The organism is Tianweitania sediminis (assembly GCF_017813335.1).
In the GTDB taxonomy this organism is placed as follows: Bacteria; Pseudomonadota; Alphaproteobacteria; order Rhizobiales; family Rhizobiaceae; genus Tianweitania; species Tianweitania sediminis.
Genome location: NZ_JAGIYY010000002.1, coordinates 701,471 through 722,654, shown reverse-complemented (window position 1 = coordinate 722,654; position 21,184 = coordinate 701,471). Strand labels below are relative to the sequence as shown.

The following is a 21,184-nucleotide window of genomic DNA, read 5'->3' as shown; positions in this document are numbered from 1 at the left end:
TCAGGTCCCTGCAGGCTCTTCAAAGGAAAGGCGGCCACTCGCGAATTCGCCAACGGACTGGCTCGCGAGCAGAACGCTTTTGTCCTTCATATAGGCTGCGAGATCGCGCGTTTCAGGCCATTGTTCGACTCCTGGCCGCACATTGCGCGCCAAGGCCGCTTCCAAAGCCGGCAAATCATCCGCATCGAGTGCTTCTGTATAAGATTTCGCCCGACCATAAAACATGCGCGCGAGCTTCTTGATGCGCTTCGGCACGCCGACGTCCGAAATCCCGAGTTCGCGCAGGGAATGGTCGACATCGAGAAAGAACTCGTCCGTGAGGATCTGGGCGATGCCAGCCATTTCCCCCTTCTCGTCCCGAACCCGCCGCAGAAACAGGACCATGTGCAGCGCCACCATCTCGAATCGGCCAAGCGGCGTGTCCGGAACATTCCACTGGGCATAAAGCACCGGTTGCCGCGCGGCCGCCACGATCTGATCATAAAGCCTGAGCGCTGCCGTTCTGCCGGCGTTCTCGCCAAGGCCGAACAGTTTGCGTAACATGGGTTTCGAGCTCCGTTCTGCAGGAAGAGGCGGTTGGTTGCATCCGCTTCGAAGCTGGTCTACCGGTTTCCACGCTTTTCTGCAAAGCGGGTGGGGGTTCAAGGATCTCAATGGTGACGACAGGTTTTTCGCGACTGCGCAAGCTTGGCTTCGGACTGGCAGCTTTGGGGCTCGGCGGAACGGCGCTTGCCGGCTGCACGACCGCTGATCTGGCGCCGGGTGAGACGCTCACGCAGGGCTATGTGATCGACGAGCAGGCGATCGAGCTTGTTCCTGTGGGATCCTCACGCGAACAGGTCGTGCTGGCGCTCGGAACGCCCTCCACACAGGCGACCTTCGATGACGAAGCCTACTACTACATCTCGCAAACGCGCCGGCGCGACGTGGCGTTCATGAACCCGCGCATTGTCGACCAGCGCGTGCTTGCGGTTTACTTCGGCGAAGACGGCCGCGTGACGCAGATCGCCAATTACGGCCTTCAGGATGGTAAGGTCTTCGACTTCATTTCCCGCACCACGCCAACGGGCGGCCGCGACCAGACCTTTATCGGGCAAGTGCTGACGGGTGTCGGCAACTTTGGCGCGCCAAGTTCGGCGGCTCCAGGCTCCCAGCGCAACATCGGTCGGTAATTCCGGCGCTCCAAAAGAAAACGGCCGCTGATCCAGCGGCCGTTTTGCGTTTCACGTGACGATTCCCGTTAGCCCCCGTGCGCCAGAACCGCCAGCAACAAGAGCGCAACGATGTTGGTGATCTTGATCGCCGGGTTTACGGCAGGCCCTGCCGTGTCCTTGTAAGGATCGCCGACGGTGTCACCGGTCACGGATGCCTTGTGCGCGTCGGAGCCCTTGAGGTGCCGGGTGCCGTCCTTGTCGACGAAACCGTCCTCGAAGCTCTTCTTCGCATTATCCCAGGCACCGCCGCCCGAGGTCATGGAGATCGCCACGAACAGACCGTTGACGATCACGCCGAGAAGCGAGGCGCCTAGTGCTGCAAAGGCGGAGGCCTTGGAGCCGGATATCAGAAGAACGCCGAAATACACGACCAACGGAGCCAACACGGGTAACAGCGAGGGGATGATCATCTCCTTGATCGCTGCCTTGGTGAGGATATCCACTGCACGCGCATAGTCGGGTTTGCTGGTGCCCTGCATGATGCCGGCATCGGCCCGGAACTGCCGACGCACTTCTTCCACGATCGAACCCGCGGCACGACCCACCGCTGTCATGGCGATGCCGCCAAACAGGTAGGGGATCAAGCCGCCGAAGATCAGACCCGCCACCACATAGGGATTGGACAGGTCGAAGGAGACCGTCCCGATATCTGCGAAATACGGGAACAGCGTCGGGTTGGACGCAAAGTACTGGAGGTCGTAGCTGTAAGCCGCAAACAGCACCAGCGCGCCGAGGCCCGCTGAACCGATCGCATAGCCCTTGGTCACAGCCTTGGTGGTGTTGCCCACCGCATCGAGCGCGTCGGTAGATTGACGCACTTCCTTCGGCAGCCCCGACATTTCGGCGATACCGCCAGCATTGTCGGTCACCGGACCGAAGGCATCCAGCGCGACGATCATGCCGGCAAGGCCGAGCATGGTGGTCACTGCAATGGCCGTGCCGAACAGGCCTGCAAGCTGGAAGGTGGAGATGATGCCGCCGACGATCACGATGGCGGGGAGCGCGGTGGATTCCAGCGAAACCGCCAGACCCTGGATGACGTTGGTGCCGTGGCCGGTCACGGAAGCCTGAGCGATGGAGTTCACCGGACGCTTGTTGGTCCCCGTATAGTATTCGGTGATCACGACGATAAGGCCGGTCACCACGAGACCGATCAACCCGCAAGCAAACAGGCTCCAGCCGGAGATCCCCATATTGTTTGCCGTGCCGAACTCGCCCCAGCCCACGGTCAGGTGCGTGGCGATCGCAAGTCCGAGGATGGACAGCAGGCCCGTGACGATCAGGCCCTTGTAGAGCGCGCCCATGATCGAACCATTGGCCGACAGCTTCACGAAGAAGGTGCCGATGATCGAGGTGATGATGCAGGTGCCGCAGATCACAAGCGGGTAAAGCAGCACGTTTGCCAAAACGTCCGAACCGGCAAAGAAGATCGCGCCCAGCACCATGGTGGCGACAACTGTCACCGCGTAGGTCTCAAAAAGATCGGCGGCCATTCCGGCGCAATCGCCGACATTGTCACCGACGTTATCGGCAATGGTGGCTGGGTTGCGTGGATCGTCTTCGGGAATGCCGGCTTCCACCTTGCCGACGAGATCGCCGCCAACGTCGGCGCCCTTTGTGAAAATGCCGCCGCCCAGGCGCGCAAAGATGGAGATCAAGGAAGCACCGAAGCCCAGAGCCACCAGCGCATCAATGACGTCGCGGGGCAGCTGGTTTTCCGTAATCGCGTAGCCCATGGGTCCGATCAGCACCCAGAAATACACAGCCACGCCCAGAAGCGCGAGACCGGCCACCAGAAGGCCGGTGATCGCGCCTGCCTTGAACGCGATGTCGAGGCCCGCGGCGAGGCTGTTCGAGGCTGCTTGCGCCGTGCGCACGTTGGCCCGAACCGATACATGCATGCCGATGAAGCCGGCCGCACCAGACAAGACCGCTCCGATCAGGAAGCCGATGGCGGCAACGCCGGACAAAAGCCACCAAGCCAAGAGAAACACTACGATGCCCACGATCGCGATCGTGGTGTATTGCCGCGCAAGGTAGGCTTGCGCCCCCTCACGGATTGCGGCCGAAATCTCCTGCATGCGCGCGTTGCCCTGGTCGGCGGCAAGAACCGACCGAGTGGCCCAGATCGCGTAAGCAATAGAAAACAGACCGCAGAGAATGACGACGGTAAGCATGGTCATTGCCTGCAATTCCCTCCGGTTTCATCCGGCGAGCCCTCCCCCCGGACATGAAACGGAACCCGCGAAGCACGCTTCGACAGGCCCCTGGCGTAAGGGTTACGCTGCGTTGCGGGATAGTCAAGGTGGCGTGAATGCGGCTGCAAGGTTGCATCACCTTGCAGCTCAAGGCTTCAAGCGGCCTGGGGTCGTCTCAAGGTCACCGCAAGAACCAGGGCGGCGAGGCTGATCGCCACCACGGGGAACACGATCCAGTTCAGCATGTCCCAGCCATACGCGTTGTACACCAAGCCGGACATGAAGGATCCGAAGGCTACGCTGCCGAAAAGTACGGTGTCGTGGAAGCCAAGAACACGCGCGCGCTCCGACTGCCTGTAGGTTTCGGCGACCATGGCCGTGGAGCCGATGAAGCCGAAATTCCAGCCGAGCCCGAGCAGGATCAAGGCGGTCCAGAACTGCCAGAGTTCGATGCCGGACAGCGCCACCAAGGCACAACCAACCAGAAGCGCCAACCCGGTGGCCACGATCCGAGGAGCGCCGAAGCGCTGGATCAGGCTTCCCGTGAAGAAGCTCGGCCCAAACATGGCCATGACATGCCAGGAGATGCCGAGCGTCGCGTCATCGGTGGAAAAGCCGCAGCCGACCATCGCAAGCGGCGCACCGGTCATGACGAAGCTCATCAAGGCATAAGTGCCAACAGCGCAGGTCAGCGCTGCCGCAAACCGCGGCTGACTGATGATCGTCCGAAGCGGCCGCGCCGGCTCTGTGTCGGCCACAGTCACGGTCCCTTCGGACACCAGCGGTCGCCGCGGAAGACCGGACAGCAGGATGGCACCCACTGCCGCGAGGCCGATCACCGACACGAAGGATCCGGCGAACATCACTGGCGCAAACAGTTCACGCGTATGGATCACAATTTGCGGGCCGACGATGGCGGTGATCACACCCCCGGCCAGCACGAGCGAAATAGCCCGCGCCTTAAACTGTGGAGGCGCATTGTCGGCAGCGGCGAAGCGGAACTGCTGCACGAACGCGCCGCCGAGGCCGATCACCAGAAGCCCGATCGCGAAGATCAGGAAACTTGCGGCGAACAATCCGGCGGCGGCAACGGCACCGCCCGCAGCCGTCACCGCCGTGCCTGCCATGAAGCCGCCGCGTTGACCGAGCGTCCGTATCAAGGCGGCGGCCGGAATTGCGCCCAAAGCCACACCCAGGTTGAAGCCTGTCACGGGTGCGGTGGCAAGTGACTTGTCTTGTTCAAGGAGGTAATGCCCGGCCAGTGCGCCGATCGAAATGCAGATCGGAGCGGCAGCGCCCACAATGGCCTGAGCGGAAGCCAGGATAAGCGCCGTGCGACGCGCGCTCCCTGTGCCGCTGGTCATTCCGGCAGCGATCCGGGATCACGGCCTTTGCCTTCGCCGCGAATGCGGCGCGACACGCGGTCGAGAACGGCGTTCACGAGCTTGGGCTCGTCTTCCACATAGAAGGCCTTCGCGATGTCCACGTATTCGGACACGATCACAGCGATCGGCACGTCCTGCCGCTTCGTCAGTTCATAGACGCCGGCTCGCATGATGGCGCGCAGCGTGGAATCAAGCCTCGACAGCGGCCAGTCTTCGGTCAGCGCCTGCCGGATCAACGGGTCGATCGTCTTCTGATCTTCGACGACCCCCGACAGGATAGCGCGAAACCATTGTGCGTCCGCGTCGCGATAGGTTGCGCCATCGACTTCCTTGCCAAGCCGATAGGTCTCGTATTCCGCGGCAATCTCAAGCACGCCCGTGCCGGCGACGTCCATCTGGTAAAGCGCCTGTACCGCAGCGAGCCGTGCTGCACCGCGCTTGTTGACCTGGCGGACCGCGTTTGCTTCCGGCTTGTTAGGTTGGTCCGTCACGCGTCAGGCTCCGAGTTTCTCGCGCAAAGCAATCATCGTCAGGGCCGCACGTGCGGCGCCGCCGCCCTTGTCGAGCTCGCTCAACCGGGCGCGCGCCCATGCCTGTTCGTCGTTTTCCGTGGTCAGGATGCCATTGCCGATCGCCAGCGCTTCATCCACTGCAAGGTCCATGAGTGCACGGCTAGACTCGTTCGCGACGAGGTCGAAATGATAGGTTTCGCCGCGAATGACGCAGCCGAGCGCAACAAAGCCATCATAGCTCGCGCCGCCGTCTTCGGCCGCATACAAGGCGAATGATATGGCCGCCGGTATCTCCAGCGCGCCTGGAACCGTCACCACGTCATAGGTTGCGCCGGCTGCATCGAGCGCTGCCTTTGCTCCTTGAAGAAGAGCGTCGGCGAGATCGTCGTAGAAGCGCGCTTCCACAATCAGCAAATGGGGTTTGTCGCTGTCGGCCATGTCAGTCTCCGGAAGAGGCGCTGACTTAGGCCCATCACGGCGCTAGCGCAAGAAAGGAATACCTTCAGCGCCGCGACGAACCGTCAGCGCCGCCTTCCTGACCTCACAGCCCCTGCTCGCGCGCTTCCACAAGCCGGGCGGCATAGCGGGCCATTGTATCGACCTCGAGGTTCACGCGGTCGCCGACCTGGCGCGCACCCCATGTGGTGACCGTCAGCGAGTGATGGATCAGGAGCACGTCGAAGCGCGAACCCGCAACGCGGTTCACAGTCATCGACGTTCCGTCTAAGGCAACGGAACCCTTGGGCGCAATGAACCTGGCGAGTTCGCTCGGCGCTTCAAGCGTGAAGCGCACCGCCTCCCCCTCATCCTCCCGCGCCACGATCGTCGCCATGCCGTCGACATGGCCTGACACGATGTGCCCGCCAAGTTCATCACCAATCTTCAGCGCCCGCTCCAGGTTGAGCCGAGTGCCTTGGCGCCAATCTTGCGCGGTGGTGAGGCGCAGCGCTTCTTCCCACGCCTCGACTTCGAACCAGCGTTCGTTTGCGCCGGCTTGGGGAAGCTCCACCGCGGTCAAGCAAACGCCTGAACAACTGATTGAAGCACCGATGTCGATAGTCACCGGATCATAGTCGGTCGCGATGCGCAGCCGCACGCCCCCTTCACGCGGGGTCAGCCGCGTCACCTCGCCAACGTCCGTGACAATGCCCGTGAACATCAGACGGCCCTCACCCATTCCTGCCAAAGATCGTTTCCGAACCGGTTCTCGCGCCAAGCCATGAAGCGCTCCGGCACCTGCGCCGGAAGAAGCGGCGCGGCGATGCCCTCCGCCCCGATCGCTTCCGGCCCGGTCAGCAGCACAATCCGATCAACCAGATCATTCCGGAGAAAGGCCGAAGCCGTGACAGCCCCACCTTCAACCATCAATGTGCTGATGCCTTGGCGCGCAAGACCTTGCAAGAGACCGGGAAGATCGAGCTCACCGTTGCTGTGAGGCACAAACAGCACGTCCACGCCGAGGTCGCGCAACGCTTCGACATCGGCTGGGCGCGCAGCTTGCTCGTCCGCAACGATTGTTGTCGGTACCGTTTGCGCCGTTTGCGCCAGCCGTGACGCAAGAGGCAGCCGCGCGGAAGAATCAAGGATGAACCGCGCGGGTGATCTTTGCTCCAGACCAGGCAAGCGGCAGGTCAGCTGAGGGTCGTCAGCCAGTGCCGTGCCGATCCCGATCAGGATCGCGTCTGAAAAAGCGCGCAGGAGATGAACCTGACGACCAGCCACCGGACCCGTGATTGCAACCGGCTCGTTCCCCTTCCGGCCGATCATTCCGTCGGTAGAAACAGCAAGTTTCAGAGTCACTTCCGGTCGCCGCTTCAGCGAGCGCGTGAGGTATCCAGAAAGCATTTCCGATGCTTCGGTTTGGAGAACGCGCGCTTCAACGCTCACGTTGCCGTTCTGCAGGATTGCGAAGCCGCGGCCCGTCACACGATGATCGGGATCAGGCGCGCCGCACACGACGCGGCGGACACCTGCCGCAACCAGAGCTTCTGCACAAGGTGGCGTTCGACCGTAGTGCGCGCAGGGTTCCAGCGTGACATAGGCCGTCGCGCCGCGAGCCCGATCACCGGCCTGAGCAAGCGCCTGCGTTTCGGCATGCGGTCGGCCGCCGATCGCCGTAACGGCGCTGCCCACGATCGCGCCATCCTTGACGATGAGCGCGCCCACGGAGGGATTCGTGTCCGTCAGACCGGAGTGGCGGTGGGACAGCCTGATGGCTGCCGCCATGAAGCGGCGATCCTGGACGAGCGCATCGGGAGCCTGCACGTGCTAAGACCTGTTTTCCGCCTCGTCCTCGATGCTCAACTCGTCCAAAACGCCGTGAAAATCGCGCGCTTCTCGGAAATTGCGGTAAACCGAGGCAAAGCGGACATAGGCGACGTCGTCCAGTGCCTTCAGCGCTTCCATCACCAGGCGACCGATCTCACCAGCGCCGATTTCGCTTTCCCCCGAGCTTTCGAGCTGGCGGACGATCCCCGTGACGGCTCGCTCAATGCGATCCGGCTCCACGTTGCGCTTGCGCAAGGCAATGTCGAAGGATCGCATCAGCTTGTCGCGGTCGAACGGCACCTTGCGGCCAGACTTCTTGATCACCATCAGGTCGCGAAGCTGCACGCGCTCGAAGGTGGTGAAGCGGCCGCCACAGTCCGGACAAACACGACGGCGGCGGATTGCCGCCCCGTCTTCAGCGGGGCGGGAATCCTTCACCTGCGTGTCTTCGGATTGGCAATATGGGCAGCGCATGAGACTTCCGCTTCGGGGGAACTGGCGCTCCCCTTAGCCCATATAGGGATAAAGCGGGAAGCGATCCGTCAACGAAACCACCTTGCGCTTCACAGCCTCTTCAACGGACTGGTTGCCTTCGTCGGAATTTGCAGCCTTCAGGCCATCGAGGACTTCCGCGATCAGAGTGCCGATCTCGCGGAACTCCGCTTCACCAAAGCCCCGGGTCGTGCCTGCCGGCGTGCCGAGGCGAATGCCCGAGGTGACGAAAGGCTTTTCGGGATCGAACGGAATGCCGTTTTTGTTGCAGGTGATGTTGGCGCGACCGAGCGCTGCTTCCGCGCGCTTGCCGGTGGCGTTCTTCGGGCGCAGGTCCACGAGCATCGAGTGGTTGTCCGTGCCGTTGGACACGATATCGAGGCCGGTTTCCTGCAGGCTTGCGGCAAGCGACTTCGCATTGGCCACCACGTTGGCTGCGTAGGTCTTGAACTCCGGCTGCAGCGCTTCGCCAAAGGCAACGGCCTTCGCCGCGATGACATGCATCAGCGGGCCGCCCTGAAGCCCAGGGAAGACGGCCGAATTCATCTTCTTGGCAATGTCTTCGTCATTGGAAAGGATCATGCCACCGCGCGGACCACGCAGTGACTTGTGCGTGGTGGTGGTGACCACATGCGCATGCGGCAAGGGCGATGGATGAACGCCACCCGCAACCAACCCGGCGATGTGAGCCATGTCGACCATGAGATAAGCGCCGACGGCATCCGCGATTTCGCGGAAACGCTTCCAGTCCCAAATTCGGGAATAGGCTGTTCCGCCGGCCAGGATCAGCTTCGGCTTGCTTTCATGCGCCTTGCGCTCAACCTCTTCCATGTCGAGGAGGTGGTCATCCTTGCGTACGCCGTAGGACACGACGTTGAACCACTTGCCGGACATATTCACCGGCGAGCCATGGGTAAGGTGACCGCCGGAGTTCAGGTCGAGGCCCATGAAAGTGTCGCCCGGCTGCAGAAGCGCCAGAAACACGGCCTGGTTCATCTGGCTGCCGGAGTTCGGCTGCACGTTGGCAAAGTTGCAGCCAAACAGCTGCTTGGCCCGCTCGATCGCCAGCGTTTCCGCGACATCCACGAACTGGCAACCGCCATAATAGCGCTTGCCCGGATAGCCTTCGGCATACTTGTTCGTCATCACGGAGCCCTGCGCTTCCAGCACGGCACGGGAGACGATGTTTTCAGAAGCGATCAACTCGATCTCGTGGCGCTGGCGCCCCAGCTCGTCACGGATCGACCCGAAGATTTCGGGATCCCGTTCTTCCAACGGCATGGTGAAAAAGGCATCGGACACGTGTGCCATCGCAGGATCCTCGAACGATATCGGATGGGAAGTTGCGGCGCACTATCACATCTCCCAGTTATCCGCCACGAGCCGGGGGCGGATTTTTCTAGCGCGTTTCCGACAAACTGCCGCTCAACGAGCGCTCGTCGCGGAACCATGCCGGCAAGTTTACAATTGGGTTTGAACCTCAACACCAGAAGCGGAGTTCCCAATGCCGCCTTATGCACGGTTTGCCGCCATGATCGCCACCTCAACAGTGGTGATGTTTGGCCTGATGTACCTGAACACCTACCAGCTCGATCATGTGTTTTTCAGTGAAACCCGGGCCTACATGGCGCTGGTGATGGGCGCCGTGATGGCAATCATCATGATGGGCTACATGTGGAGCATGTATGAGAACCGGTCCGCAAACATCGCGATCCTTGTTGCAGCCGTCGGAGCGTTTGCCGGTTCACTTTACCTCGTGCGGAGCCAGGCGACCGTCGAGGACGTCGCCTACATGAAGGCGATGATCCCGCACCATTCGATCGCCATCATGACCAGCAGGCGGGCCAACCTCAGCGATCCCCGGGTGCAGGACCTCGCCAACAGCATTGCGGAAACGCAGGTCTCCGAAATTGCCGAGATGAAGGGCCTGATCGCCGATCTCGAGCAGGGCCAGAACCGCTGAGAGAATGCAAAAAAGGGCCGCACAAGGCGGCCCTTCCCAGGAGAAGTGCGATAGGCTCAGAGAGCCTGCGAAAGCTGCAGTTCCTGGCTGCCATCCAGTGCGTAGATGTCGTCGCGGAAGTGCGACACGCCATCGCCCGTCGACCAGGCCGAAACATAGGAGAAGTGAACCGGAACAGGCACTGCCAGCTGAACAGGCGTGTTCTGGCCGGAGCGGATCGTGTCCTCGAAGCGCTGGCGGTTCCAGCCCTGCGTGTCGCGCAAAAGCCACGTCACGAGATCGCGCACGTTCTGGACGCGAACGCAGCCTGATGAGTCGAAGCGCATCAGGTTGTTGAAAAGGCTCTGCTGCGGCGTGTCGTGCATGTAGGTCGCGTGGCTGTTGGGGAAGTTGATCTTCACCGAAGCCATCGCGTTGATCTTGCCCGGATCCTGGCGGAAGCGCAGCTTGGCTGCATCTTCGGTGGACCAGTCGATCGTCATCGGATCGATTTCCGAGCCATCGCCGGCCAAGATGCGGATGTTGTTGTCGCGCAGGTAATTCGGGTTCTTGCGCATCAGCGGAATGATGTCCTTGCGGACGATCGACTCGGGCGCGTTCCAGTAAGGATTGACGATAACTTCGTTGATCGCCGAGTCGATGATCGGGGTTTGCCGGTCGATTTTTCCAACCACCGCCGTGTGACGCGAAACGACGCGGCCGTTTTCCACCGCCTCGATCTGGGCCGCCGGAATGTTGACCATGACGTAGCGAGGCGTCTGGTAGGCGCCCATGCGCTCGTTCAGCCGGTTGAGGTTCGTTTGCAACTGGCCAAGGCGCACCTGCGCCGACACGTTCATGGCCGCATAGGTGTATTTGCCGGTCACGCCATCGGCCGGCAGACCGTGGCGGCGCTGGAAGCGCTTCAAGGCCGCGTCGACATAGGTATCGAAGGCCGGCGACATGCCGGCACGCTGCGACAGATCCCCCGAGATCATCAAACGGCGGCGGAGGGCTTCCACGTCGCCATCAACGCTGCCCAGTTGCAGCTTCTTGCCGGATGGCACCTGCCCCCAGCCGCCCTGCGCGACGATGTTCTGATACTGCCCGATCGCAGCCTGCGTATACATCAGGGTTTCCGCGCTGTAGATCGGGATGTTCGACATCACCTCTTCGCCGCCGGCGGCGCGCGCGTCGAACTGGTCGCCCCAGCTGCCACGGCGGGTGGAGCTGAAAACATCGCCCAGAATATCCTGCGCGAAGGCAGGAGCGGCAAGGGCGGTGCCAGCAAAGGCACTGGCAACGGTCAGAAAGTGGCGGCGGCTCGTGTTCATTCTTTATCCACGCTGTCAGCAAGCACTCGGAACAGTCAGGCGTCGCGCAAATCTAGGTCGACAGGCTTAACAAGTTGCAACCAGCGTCGACGCGCGTCCTGCTTCTTACCGCCTGTCACCGGATTATGGCCGCAGCGTGGCCCCTCACCTGGCGGAAGCTTCATCTCGGTCAGATCGTAGCGGATCGACCGCAAGGTGTGACATCCCGAACGCAGTTGCGGCGCCCGGAGGTCAGCCGGAGCGCCGCAACTGCTGCAGGGAAAAGGGCGGATTACATGCGGTAAGCGATGGTGTCGTTCCAGAAGCGGTCGAGGCGCTGCAGGGACTTGTTCATCTGGTGAAACTCGTCGTGGTTGATGCCGCCAACGGCTTCGATCGACCCGATGTGGCGCTCGTAAAGACCGGCAACGATCTTCTCGATCTCCTGCCCCTTCGGCGTCAGGCTGACGCGGACCGAACGGCGATCGATGCGCGAGCGCTGGTGATTGATGAAGCCGAGATCAACCAGCTTCTTCAGGTTGTAGGACACGTTGGAGCCGAGATAGTAGCCGCGGGAGCGGAGTTCACCGGCTGTCAATTCAGCATTGCCGATGTTGAACAGCAGCAGAGCCTGGATCGCATTGATGTCGCTGCGGCCGTTGCGGTCGAACTCGTCCTTGATGACGTCCAGAAGGCGGCGGTGCAGACGCTCCACCAGCTGGAGGGCTTCAAGGTAAAGCGAGCGGATGGCTTCACGGCGGTCATCCTGTGCCGGTGCGGGCTTTGCAGCCTGTCGCGCGTTGTTCATGGTATTGCCTCTCGTTTGACGCCTGGTGATTTTGTTTGTCTCACCTTGGACACGACCATAGCCGTCGCACCTAAAATTCGACTTAAACGCCAAGCTTAACCAGAGCTTTCCAAGGCCCAGTTTCCAAGAGGCTTAATGGACACTTACGTCTTCGGTTTGGTTTGGAAATAAATAACCAGACGCAGCGCGATATAGATGATGGCAACCAGCAAATGCGCCCACACCGCTGTAATGCGGTTTCCAAACAATTCTGGAAAACCAACAAACATTACTGTTTCGGTAATTGCGCAGATTGCCCAAACAACGCCACCCCAGGATGCAAGCATCCATAGGCCAATGGCGGCAAAGGGGAAGAAGACGGCAAGCGATGCACTTACCGCCTGCCAATACACGGGCATCGTGTCGAAGCGCCAGGTGAGCCCGTCATGGAGACCCACCAGCCTGATCCAGTACAGAACGCCGAAAAGCAGGCAGTAGGCCGCGACGATCCGGCTCAACCACACTTGCAGCGTTTCAGCCAAAGTCGGCGGTGCAGCCAGCGGAACCCCGGCCGGCTGGCGGCTCACACCTCGAGTTCCTTGTCGCCCAGCGGAGCGAAGTAGGCATCAACTTCCGCTTCCGAGACCGCAGCAATGTCGCCCGGCTGCCATGAAGGGGTGGAGCCCTTGTCGATCAGGGCTGCGCGGATGCCCTCGTAGAAATCATGGCCCTGCAGCATCCGATTGAGAATTCGGTACTCCATGCGCATGCATTCAGCCATGGAAAGCATTTCGCCGTCGAGCAACTGCCGGAAGGTGACGTGCAGGCTGGTCGGCGAGCGCTTACGCATGGTTTCGAGCGTCTTTGCCGCAAACTCATCATGAGCAGCTGCTTTTTCCAGACCATCCACGACCTCGGCCAGGGTATCGACGGAAAAGAGCCGGCTGATCGTGTGCAGGGCTCCGTCATCGACTTCGCGTTCTGGCGGCGTTGCAGAGAACTTGGCGAGCGAGGCGCGAGCATTGCCGCTTGCGGCGAGTTCCTCCAGCAGCAACGGCTGGTCGGCGGAAGCTACGAAATTGGTGCCCATGCCGGATGCCATGATGTCACCGGCGCGGACGCGATCGCCGGTTAAAGCCAGAAAGCGGCCAAAGCAGCCGGCGATCTTCGGCAGAAAATGACTGCCGCCGACATCGGGGAAAAAGCCGATGCCCACTTCCGGCATGGCGAAAAGGGCGTTTTCGCTGATGACGCGATGCGATCCGTGAAAGGAGATCCCGACGCCTCCGCCCATGACGATGCCGTCGATCAAGGAGATGTAGGGTTTTTCGTAGGTCTGGATCTGGATGTTCAGCCGGTACTCGTCGGCAAAAAACTCCACTGGGTGCTCGCCGGCCTTGCCGCGTCGGTAAACATCCAGGATGTCGCCACCGGCCGAAAAGGCGCGGCCTTCCGCTTTCACGACAACGACTTCCACTTCCGGATCGCGCGCCCAGTCCGTCAAAGCCGCCGCAAGCGCCTTGACCATGCCGTGGGTGAGCGCGTTCAAAGCCTTGCTGCGCGTCAGCGTAACCACGCCTGCCCTGCCGATGCGTTCAAAAGCGATTTCCTCGCCGCCGCCGAAATCAACCTTCATCGTCGTCACTCCCCGGACATGCTTTAGCGGGCTTACGAACCGAACCCGCTTGCGTCAATGCCGCAGCGCACTTGCTTTGTGCAGGGCCACGCATCGTGATAGGACGGCCGCTGCAAAGAGGTGCGTGATGGACAGGATCACCCGCGAAGCGGCTCGCCACGGCCGAAGCGTCGACGAAATCACCAGCAGTCGCCGGCTGCGCCGCATGCGCAAGGCCGATTGGTCGCGCCGCCTGGTTCAGGAAACCCGCCTGACCGTGCATGACCTGATCTGGCCCATTTTCCTGGTGGACGGCGTGAACAAGCGCGAACCCCTGCCCGCCATGCCGGGCGTGTTTCGCTTGTCTCCGGATCTTGCTGCCCAGGAAGCCCGCAGGGCGGCATCGCTGGGCATTCCGGCCATTGCGACCTTTCCTTATGTCGATCTCGCGCTGCGTGACCAGATCGGCTCCCATGCCTCGCACCCCGACAACCTCATCAATCGCGGAACCCGCGCCATCAAGGATGCGGTGCCGGAGATCGGCGTCATCACCGACGCGGCACTCGATCCGTTCACTGACCATGGCCATGACGGCATTCTGCGCGACGGCATCATCGTGAACGATGAAACCGTGGATCAGGTCGTAGCGGCGGCGGTGGCGCAAGCGCAAGCCGGCGCGGATATCATTGCGCCCTCAGACATGATGGACGGGCGCATCGGCGCTATCCGCGAGGCGCTGGACTCCGAAGGGTTCCAGGACGTGGCGATCATGTCCTACGCCACCAAGTTCTCGTCCGCCTTCTACGGCCCTTACCGGGAAGCGATCGGCACCAGCGGCCTCTTGAAGGGGGACAAGAAGACCTATTACCTCGATCCCGCCAACAGCGACGAAGCCGTGCGCGAAGCCGAGCAGGACATGCTCGAAGGCGCGGACATGCTGATGGTGAAGCCGGGCTTGCCCTATCTCGACATCATCCATCGGCTGAAGGAAACCTTTGCGGTGCCGACGTTCGCCTACCAGGTGTCGGGGGAATTCTCCATGATCAAGGCAGCAGCCGCGAATGGTTGGATCGACGGCGAGCGGGCGATGCTGGAAAGCCTCCTTTCCTTCAAGCGCGCCGGCTGTGACGGCATTCTCACCTATTTCGCGCCCGATGTTGCGGAAATCCTGAACGCGTGATGACGGGCACGATCAGTCGTCCGTTATGCGTGGCCGCTGCGCTGAGCGGCGCCGCCGGGGTTGTTTTTTCTGCCATCGCCGCGCATGCGGGCGGCGGTTCGCTGGGTACCGCTGCTTCCTTTCTTTTGATGCATTCGCCAGCGATTCTGGCCGTTGGTTTGGTGGAAGTCGGCAAGCCGATGCGGCTTTCAGCCTGGCTGCTGTTCGCAGGACTCACCCTTTTTGCGGGAGATCTCATCGCCCGGCATTTCGGAATGGACCGCCTTTTTCCTCTTGCGGCACCAACAGGTGGCACGATGATGATCTTCGGGTGGATCGCGATCGGGCTCGCCGCGCTTCTGCCGCGCGCACGGGCTTGACGCCCATCCGCTTGAATCTCGCGCTGGAATAGCCATCTCGAAGGAATCCCCAGGCAAAGAACTCGAGGATTATGATGCGCAGCAACACTTATTCAGACGTAACCCCTGGCCTCCAGGGCAGCCTGGATGAGGCACGCCTTTATGACGGGGTGCGCTCGCGCCGGGTTCTCGCCTTCTGCATTGACTACCTGATCGTCGGCTTGCTGCTTGTTCCCGTCAGCATCATCGTCGCCCTGCTTGGGGTGATTACGCTTGGGCTGGGCTGGGTTCTTTTCGGCGTGCTCGGGCCGATCGTTGCGATCGTCTACGTATACACCACCCTCGGCTCCGCCCGTCAGGCGACCTGGGGCATGCGCGCGATGTCCTTGCGGCTTGAGCGGCTGGATGGCGGCCGCGTCGAAGGAACGCTTGCTGTTCTCCACTCTGTGCTGTTTTGGGTGGCCAACGGCCTCCTGACGCCGCTGATCCTGCTCGTGACCCTGTTTGCCGACCGCAAGCGGACACTGCACGATCTTCTCCTGGGCACCGTCGTGATCCGCGCCGATCGCTGAAACTTGCTTCGGCCGCAAGGTTCAATTCTTGTGAGTTGACCTTTGCGGCCATGAGGCCAAGGTACAGTGAACCGCGTCCAGTCATTCGGGCTCAATGACTCACCATCAGGCCTCCGCGCCACAGTTCTTTCTGACCGCACCAACGGCGTGCCCCTACCTAGAAGGGCAGTTCGAGCGGAAGGTCTTCACCCATCTTATTGGGACTCGCGCCAAGGACCTTAACGATCTTTTGACGCAGGGCGGATTCCGCCGCTCGCAGAACATCGCGTATCGGCCGGCGTGCGAAAGCTGCCGGGCCTGCGTCTCGACGCGGGTGCTCGTGAACGAGTTCAAGCCGACGCGCAACATGAAGCGTGTTCAGGCGCGCAACGCCGATCTCGTCGGTGTCATGCATGATGCGGAACCCACCACGGAGCAGTACGCCCTGTTTCGCCGCTACCTCGATGCGCGGCACAAGCGTGGCGGCATGCTCGACATGAGCGTCCTTGATTACGCGATGATGGTCGAGGACACGCATGTGGAAACCAAGATCATCGAGTATCGCCGCCGCGGACCCGACACGTTCATAACCGGACGGGGCGTGGGCGACCTCGTGGCGGTTTCGCTTTGCGACCGCATGGGCGACGGCTTGTCGATGGTTTATTCGTTTTTCGATCCGGACCTCGACGATCGCTCGCTCGGCACCTTTATGATCCTTGATCATATCGCCCGCGCCCGATCCTACGGCTTGCCACACATCTATCTCGGCTATTGGGTCAACGGCTCGCGCAAGATGGCCTATAAGGTGCGCTTTCTGCCCCAAGAGCACCTTGGCCCCAAGGGGTGGGAGCGCTTCTCCGAGGAAGCGGTGCGACAAGGCGGCTGAAGCCGATCCGCGTCTCGCGCCTTCCGGAGGAACTCCATGCTTCGATCGCTGTCGCCGCACACACGCGGCCTGCTTCTTGCCGCCGTCGGCGGCCTTATTCTCACGATTGACATCCCGCTGCTTAAGCTCGGCGGAGCCAACAGCTGGACCGCCCTGCTGATCCGCACCAGCATGACGCTGATCGCGACGCTGAGCGTCTGGTCGGTGCTTCGCCTGCTCGGTTTCAAGCTGCCGCCACTCATCCCGGGCAAGATCGGCTTGGTCGTCGCAGGGCTTTATTCCGTTTCTTCCATGTGTTTCCTGTTGGCCGTTTTCTACACGACAACGGCCGACCTCGTTTTCATTCTCGCCTTCAACACGGCCTTTGCCGCGCTCTTGTCGTGGATCTTCCTGCGCGAGCGCCCGCGTCCCGTCACCCTTGGCGCCATCGGGCTGATGATCACGGGTGTCCTGATCATCGTTCATGCCGGCATCGGCACGGGAAACCTGCTCGGCAACGCGCTTGCCTTGTGTTCGGCCTTCTTGATCGCGGCCGCCATCACGATCAGTCGGGCGAGCGGACGCGACATGGGCCTTGCGTCCCTGATGGCGGTTGTGCCCGCACTTTGCGTCGCCATTGTCATGGTGACGCGCGTCGGCTTCGTGGTGGAAGCGCCGCAGTGGATCATGCTCGATGGCCTGCTTGTGATCCCGATTGCATTTTTTTGTCTTGCGAACGCGCCGAAATACCTGTCGGGACCCGAGGTCGCGATGTTCTACCTCCTGGAAACGGTGCTGGCGCCGATCTGGGTCTGGCTGATCTTTGCGGAAGTGCCTACCGGCGCGAGCTTGCTGGGGGGTGCCATCCTGATCACGACGCTGGTTGCGCATTCCGGTTGGCAACTGACCGAACACCGCCGTCGCCGGGCAGCACTTGCGCCCCGTCATCCCGCATGAAAGTTCCTGACGACCTACGGCGGGAGATTCGCAGGCCATATGACGCGCCGGTCGGGTTCTTGAGCTAGGGTGAAGGGCATGAGCCACGTCATTCCCAACGCTGTTGCGCGGCGCCTCCTGATTCACGAGCAGGCGCTGTCAGACCCGCCGCATCGCGCGCAGTCGCTTCCAGAGCTTGGCGATGTCATCACGCGCCTCGGCTATGTTCAGGTGGACAGCATCGCAATTGTGGAGCGGGCACACCATCAGATCCTGTTTGCGCGCAACAAGACCTACAAGCAGCCGCAACTGCATCGGCTGATCGAGCGCGAGCGCGCCCTTTTCGAGCACTGGACGCACGACGCGTCCGTCATTCCCGTCGCCTTCTATCCTTATTGGAAGCACCGATTCGCGCGCGAAAAGCTGCGGCTGGCCGAGCGCTGGCCCACCTATTTCGGGAATGACTTCGCTCATTCCGCCGATGCGATCCTGGAGCGCATCCGACGCGATGGCCCGGTCATGGCACGCGATTTCGAAGCGCGCGACAAGCCTTCCACCGGCTGGTGGGACTGGCACCCATCCAAAGCGGCACTTGAGTATCTGTGGCGAACCGGCGAATTGCAGATCGCTCGACGCGAGGGGTTCCAGAAGGTTTATGACCTCACCGAGCGGGTCATCGCCGCGCAGTACCGCGACCAAACGGTCGATCATGACGCCTTTGTTGACTGGGCCTGCACCGCAGCGCTTACCCGGCTGGGCTTCGGCACCAGGGGCCAGATCGCTGCCTTTTTCGCCCTGCTAAAGCCGGCGGAGGTGGAGCAATGGATCGCTGCCAAACACCACCGACTCGTGGTTGTCCAGGTTGAGAGCAGCGATGGTTCCAAGCCACGCGCCGCCTACGCCTTTCCCGAAATCATCGAAACTCTCGATGCCCTGCCTGAGCCCCCCGCGCGGGTGCGAGTTTTGAGCCCCTTCGATCCGCTGTTGCGTGACCGCGCGCGGGCCGAGCGCGTGTTCGACTTTCATTACCGGATCGAGGTCTTCGTGCCCGAAGCCAAGCGGAAATTCGGCTATTACGTCTTTCCGGTCATGCGCGGCGACAGGATCATCGGCCGCATCGACATGAAGGCAGACCGTCCGAACAACGTCATGAGCGTCCGGAGGTTTTGGCCCGAGCGCGGCTGTCGCCTTTCGAAAGCGGTCATCTCCGGCCTCGAAGCCGAGATCGAGCGGCTGCGGCGGTTCACCGGCGTTGAACGAACAGCCTTCGCGTCGGACTGGCTTGAGCCCTAGGTGAACCGGCCCGAGCGCGGAAAGCCTTTCGGGACCACGCGGCCGGCGCTTGCCCGCTCGCTAGTCCATTCAGTCAGTTCGGCGGCGCTGCGAGTGAAGGTGCGATCCGCCGTATCCTGCCAACTGAGGCCCTGTTCCAGCGTGAAGACCTTGATGTCGGACACGCCGCCATCCTTGTAGCGCTGCAAGCGAACGCCCTTGCCGCGCGCCATCTCCGGGATTTCTGCCAGGGGGAAGACAAGCATCTTGCGGTTTTCGCCGACGATCGCGACCTGATCCCCATGCGCCTGGATGCAGCGCTTGGCTTCATCCGGCATTTTGACGTTCATCACCTGCTTGCCCTTGCGGGTGTTGGCGACCACCTCGTCTTCCGGCACGAGGAAGCCGTAGCCCCCCTGTGAAGCGAGCAGAAGGCGGCGCCCCGGCTGGTGGGCGAAAGCCGTGACGATCGCCTGGTCGTTGTCCATGTCGACAATGATGCGGATCGGTTCGCCGTGACCGCGACCGCCTGGCAGGCGGTCGGCGCCGATCGTGTAGAACTTGCCGCCCGTGGTAAAGACCAGGATCTTGTCCGTTGTTTGGGCGTGGAAGGCGAGTTTCAGCGCGTCGCCTTCCTTGAAGGTCAGCGTCGAGAAGTCCGCCAGATGCCCCTTGAGGGCACGCAGCCAGCCCTTTTCCGAAACCACCACGGTAACCGGCTCTTTTTCAATCATCGCCTGGTGGATTTCGGAAAGATCATGGGTCGGCGCGTCCGCGAACTGGGTCCTACGCTTGCCAAGCGGGGTGTGGGAGCCGAACCGATCGCGCAGCTTTTCCACTTCCCAGCGGATCGTCTTCCATTGCTTCTCGTCCGACGCGAGCAGCGCTTCGATCGAGTCCTTCTCGGCGGAAAGCGCGTCGAACTCCTTGCGGATTTCGATCTCTTCCAGCTTGCGCAGCTGCCGCAAACGCAGATTGAGGATCGCTTCGGCCTGTAGGTCCGTCAGCTCCCAGCGCGCCATCATGACGGCTTTGGGCTCGTCTTTCTCGCGGATGATGCGGATGACCTCGTCGATGTTCAGGTAGGCAACGAGGTAGCCGCCAAGGATCTCCAGCCTGCGCTCGATCTCGGCGAGGCGGTGGCGGGAACGGCGAACAAGCACCTCCTTGCGGTGCTCCAGCCATTCCCATAGTGCATCGCGCAAGGACAGGACGTTTGGCACCTTGCCGCGTGACAGAACGTTCATGTTGAGCGGGAAGCGCGTTTCAAGCTCCGTCAGCTTGAACAAAGATTCCATCAGGAGGCCCGGGTCGACGGAGCGGCTTTTTGGCACCAGCACGATGCGGATGTCTTCGGCGCTTTCGTCGCGGATGTCTTCCAGCAAGGGCAGCTTGCGGGCAAGCAGCAGCTCGGCGATCTTCTCGATCAAGCGCGACTTCTGCACGCCATAAGGGATTTCCGTGACGACGATTTGCCAGGTGCCGCGCCCGAGATCCTCGGGCTCGTTGTATTTCGCACGAACACGGAAAGACCCTCGACCTGTCTTGTAGGCTTCAAGGATGGACTCGAAGCTGTCGACGATCACGCCGCCGGTCGGGAAATCCGGGCCGCGGACCATGTTCTCGTCCGGGTCTTCCTGCGGCACCCGGGTCATCAGGTCTTCCACTGAAGCCTCGGGCTTGTCGATCAGGTAGAGGGCGGCCTTGCAAAGCTCTGCCGCATTGTGCGGCGGGATCGATGTCGCCATGCCGACCGCAATGCCAGACGATCCGTTGGCAAGCAGATTGGGGAAGGCGCCGGGCAGAACAACCGGTTCTTCGTCTTCCTCGTTGTAGGTGGCGCGGAAATCCACCGCGTCTTCCGTGATGCCCGACAGGAGTTCGGTCGCGACTTCCGTCATGCGCGCTTCGGTGTAGCGCATGGCGGCAGCATTATCGCCGTCGATGTTGCCGAAGTTCCCCTGCCCGTCCACCAGCGGATAGCGAACGGAGAAATCCTGGGCGAGGCGCACCAGCGCGTCATAGATCGACTGGTCGCCATGGGGATGGAACTTGCCCATCACCTCGCCCACGATACGGGCGCATTTGGCAAAAGCCTGGTCCGGGTTCAACCGCAGCAGGCGCATGGCATGCATGATCCGACGGTGGACCGGCTTCAGCCCGTCGCGCACATCCGGCAGCGCACGGTGCATGATCGTCGACAGCGCATAAGCAAGGTAGCGCTCTTCCAGCGCTCGCTTGAGGTCGACCGGCTCGATGTGATCACCGCCCTCGGGTGGCGGAACGAGGCTTTTTCCCATGTTCACGCTCTAGCGA

The 21,184-nt window shown here is 61.7% G+C and carries 22 protein-coding genes; 8 read left to right on the top strand and 14 right to left on the bottom strand.

Translation table 11 applies throughout. From position 1 onward, the window contains the following. The gene (locus J5Y06_RS10515; protein WP_209335069.1) at positions 1-543 is read right to left on the bottom strand and encodes a ubiquinol-cytochrome C chaperone family protein; all 543 of its coding nucleotides are present in this window, start codon (positions 541-543) and stop codon (positions 1-3) included. 110 nt (positions 544-653) lie between these two features. On the opposite strand from J5Y06_RS10515, the gene J5Y06_RS10510 reads away from it, so the two are divergent. Continuing rightward, the gene (locus J5Y06_RS10510; protein ID WP_209335068.1) at positions 654-1,172 is read left to right on the top strand and encodes an outer membrane protein assembly factor BamE; all 519 of its coding nucleotides are present in this window, start codon (positions 654-656) and stop codon (positions 1,170-1,172) included. Between the two features lie 68 nt (positions 1,173-1,240). On the opposite strand, the gene J5Y06_RS10505 is transcribed toward J5Y06_RS10510, so the two are convergent. From J5Y06_RS10505 to glyA, 8 genes are all read right to left on the bottom strand, one after another. Then, the gene (locus J5Y06_RS10505) at positions 1,241-3,397 is read right to left on the bottom strand and encodes a sodium-translocating pyrophosphatase (protein ID WP_209335067.1); all 2,157 of its coding nucleotides are present in this window, start codon (positions 3,395-3,397) and stop codon (positions 1,241-1,243) included. A 170-nt stretch (positions 3,398-3,567) separates the two neighbouring features. Further along, on the bottom strand, positions 3,568-4,776 hold the full coding sequence (locus J5Y06_RS10500) for an MFS transporter (RefSeq protein ID WP_209335066.1): 1,209 nt from the start codon (positions 4,774-4,776) through the stop codon (positions 3,568-3,570). Next, positions 4,773-5,288: a transcription antitermination factor NusB gene (gene nusB / locus J5Y06_RS10495; protein ID WP_209335065.1), complete on the bottom strand. Its 516-nt coding sequence runs from the start codon at positions 5,286-5,288 to the stop codon at positions 4,773-4,775. The genes J5Y06_RS10500 and nusB overlap by 4 nt, the downstream gene beginning before the upstream one ends. 3 nt (positions 5,289-5,291) lie before the next feature. Next, positions 5,292-5,747 carry a 6,7-dimethyl-8-ribityllumazine synthase gene (locus J5Y06_RS10490; protein ID WP_209335064.1) on the bottom strand — a complete coding sequence of 152 codons (456 nt, stop codon included), beginning with the start codon at positions 5,745-5,747 and terminating at the stop codon, positions 5,292-5,294. Between the two features lie 103 nt (positions 5,748-5,850). Further along, positions 5,851-6,468: a riboflavin synthase gene (locus J5Y06_RS10485; RefSeq protein ID WP_209335134.1), complete on the bottom strand. Its 618-nt coding sequence runs from the start codon at positions 6,466-6,468 to the stop codon at positions 5,851-5,853. After that, positions 6,468-7,574 carry a bifunctional diaminohydroxyphosphoribosylaminopyrimidine deaminase/5-amino-6-(5-phosphoribosylamino)uracil reductase RibD gene (ribD, locus tag J5Y06_RS10480; RefSeq protein WP_342453402.1) on the bottom strand — a complete coding sequence of 369 codons (1,107 nt, stop codon included), beginning with the start codon at positions 7,572-7,574 and terminating at the stop codon, positions 6,468-6,470. The genes J5Y06_RS10485 and ribD overlap by 1 nt, the downstream gene beginning before the upstream one ends. A gap of 3 nt (positions 7,575-7,577) precedes the next feature. Further along, on the bottom strand, positions 7,578-8,051 hold the full coding sequence (gene nrdR / locus J5Y06_RS10475; protein WP_209335062.1) for a transcriptional regulator NrdR: 474 nt from the start codon (positions 8,049-8,051) through the stop codon (positions 7,578-7,580). 33 nt (positions 8,052-8,084) lie between these two features. After that, on the bottom strand, positions 8,085-9,380 hold the full coding sequence (gene glyA, locus J5Y06_RS10470; RefSeq protein ID WP_209335061.1) for a serine hydroxymethyltransferase: 1,296 nt from the start codon (positions 9,378-9,380) through the stop codon (positions 8,085-8,087). 193 nt (positions 9,381-9,573) lie between these two features. Between glyA and J5Y06_RS10465 the strand changes: the two genes are divergently transcribed. Then, positions 9,574-10,032 (top strand): DUF305 domain-containing protein, encoded by a 459-nt coding sequence (locus tag J5Y06_RS10465; RefSeq protein WP_209335060.1) that lies wholly within the window; start codon positions 9,574-9,576, stop codon positions 10,030-10,032. A gap of 56 nt (positions 10,033-10,088) precedes the next feature. Here J5Y06_RS10465 and J5Y06_RS10460 read toward each other — a convergent pair whose 3' ends face one another. The 4 genes from J5Y06_RS10460 to J5Y06_RS10445 all read right to left on the bottom strand — a co-directional run bounded on the left by J5Y06_RS10460 (position 10,089) and on the right by J5Y06_RS10445 (position 13,747). Then, the gene (locus J5Y06_RS10460) at positions 10,089-11,345 is read right to left on the bottom strand and encodes a L,D-transpeptidase family protein (protein ID WP_209335059.1); all 1,257 of its coding nucleotides are present in this window, start codon (positions 11,343-11,345) and stop codon (positions 10,089-10,091) included. Between the two features lie 271 nt (positions 11,346-11,616). After that, a complete protein-coding gene (ldtR, locus tag J5Y06_RS10455) occupies positions 11,617-12,132 on the bottom strand; it encodes a transcriptional regulator LdtR (protein WP_209335058.1) in 516 nt (171 codons plus the stop codon). 143 nt (positions 12,133-12,275) lie between these two features. After that, complete coding sequence (locus tag J5Y06_RS10450) at positions 12,276-12,698, bottom strand: DUF6163 family protein (RefSeq protein WP_209335057.1); 423 nt, start codon at positions 12,696-12,698, stop codon at positions 12,276-12,278. After that, positions 12,695-13,747, bottom strand: coding sequence for an enoyl-CoA hydratase/isomerase family protein (locus J5Y06_RS10445; RefSeq protein ID WP_209335056.1), 1,053 nt, complete (start codon positions 13,745-13,747; stop codon positions 12,695-12,697). The genes J5Y06_RS10450 and J5Y06_RS10445 overlap by 4 nt, the downstream gene beginning before the upstream one ends. 127 nt (positions 13,748-13,874) lie before the next feature. Between J5Y06_RS10445 and hemB the strand changes: the two genes are divergently transcribed. The 6 genes from hemB (at position 13,875) to J5Y06_RS10415 (ending at position 18,889) form a co-directional block, all read left to right on the top strand. Then, entirely contained in the window at positions 13,875-14,906 is a 1,032-nt protein-coding gene (gene hemB, locus J5Y06_RS10440; protein WP_209335055.1) for a porphobilinogen synthase, read from the top strand. Beyond that, positions 14,906-15,265 (top strand): DUF423 domain-containing protein, encoded by a 360-nt coding sequence (locus tag J5Y06_RS10435; protein ID WP_209335054.1) that lies wholly within the window; start codon positions 14,906-14,908, stop codon positions 15,263-15,265. The genes hemB and J5Y06_RS10435 overlap by 1 nt, the downstream gene beginning before the upstream one ends. 71 nt (positions 15,266-15,336) lie before the next feature. Beyond that, positions 15,337-15,816: an RDD family protein gene (locus J5Y06_RS10430; RefSeq protein WP_245247721.1), complete on the top strand. Its 480-nt coding sequence runs from the start codon at positions 15,337-15,339 to the stop codon at positions 15,814-15,816. Between the two features lie 94 nt (positions 15,817-15,910). Continuing rightward, positions 15,911-16,681 carry an arginyltransferase gene (locus tag J5Y06_RS10425; protein WP_209335053.1) on the top strand — a complete coding sequence of 257 codons (771 nt, stop codon included), beginning with the start codon at positions 15,911-15,913 and terminating at the stop codon, positions 16,679-16,681. Between the two features lie 36 nt (positions 16,682-16,717). Then, positions 16,718-17,617 (top strand): DMT family transporter, encoded by a 900-nt coding sequence (locus J5Y06_RS10420; protein ID WP_209335052.1) that lies wholly within the window; start codon positions 16,718-16,720, stop codon positions 17,615-17,617. Positions 17,618-17,695: 78 nt separating this feature from the next. Beyond that, on the top strand, positions 17,696-18,889 hold the full coding sequence (locus J5Y06_RS10415; RefSeq protein ID WP_209335051.1) for a winged helix-turn-helix domain-containing protein: 1,194 nt from the start codon (positions 17,696-17,698) through the stop codon (positions 18,887-18,889). On the opposite strand, the gene parC is transcribed toward J5Y06_RS10415, so the two are convergent. Then, positions 18,886-21,168, bottom strand: coding sequence for a DNA topoisomerase IV subunit A (parC, locus tag J5Y06_RS10410; protein ID WP_209335050.1), 2,283 nt, complete (start codon positions 21,166-21,168; stop codon positions 18,886-18,888). The two genes, J5Y06_RS10415 and parC, sit on opposite strands and share 4 nt — an antisense overlap. Positions 21,169-21,184: the final 16 nt, after the last annotated feature.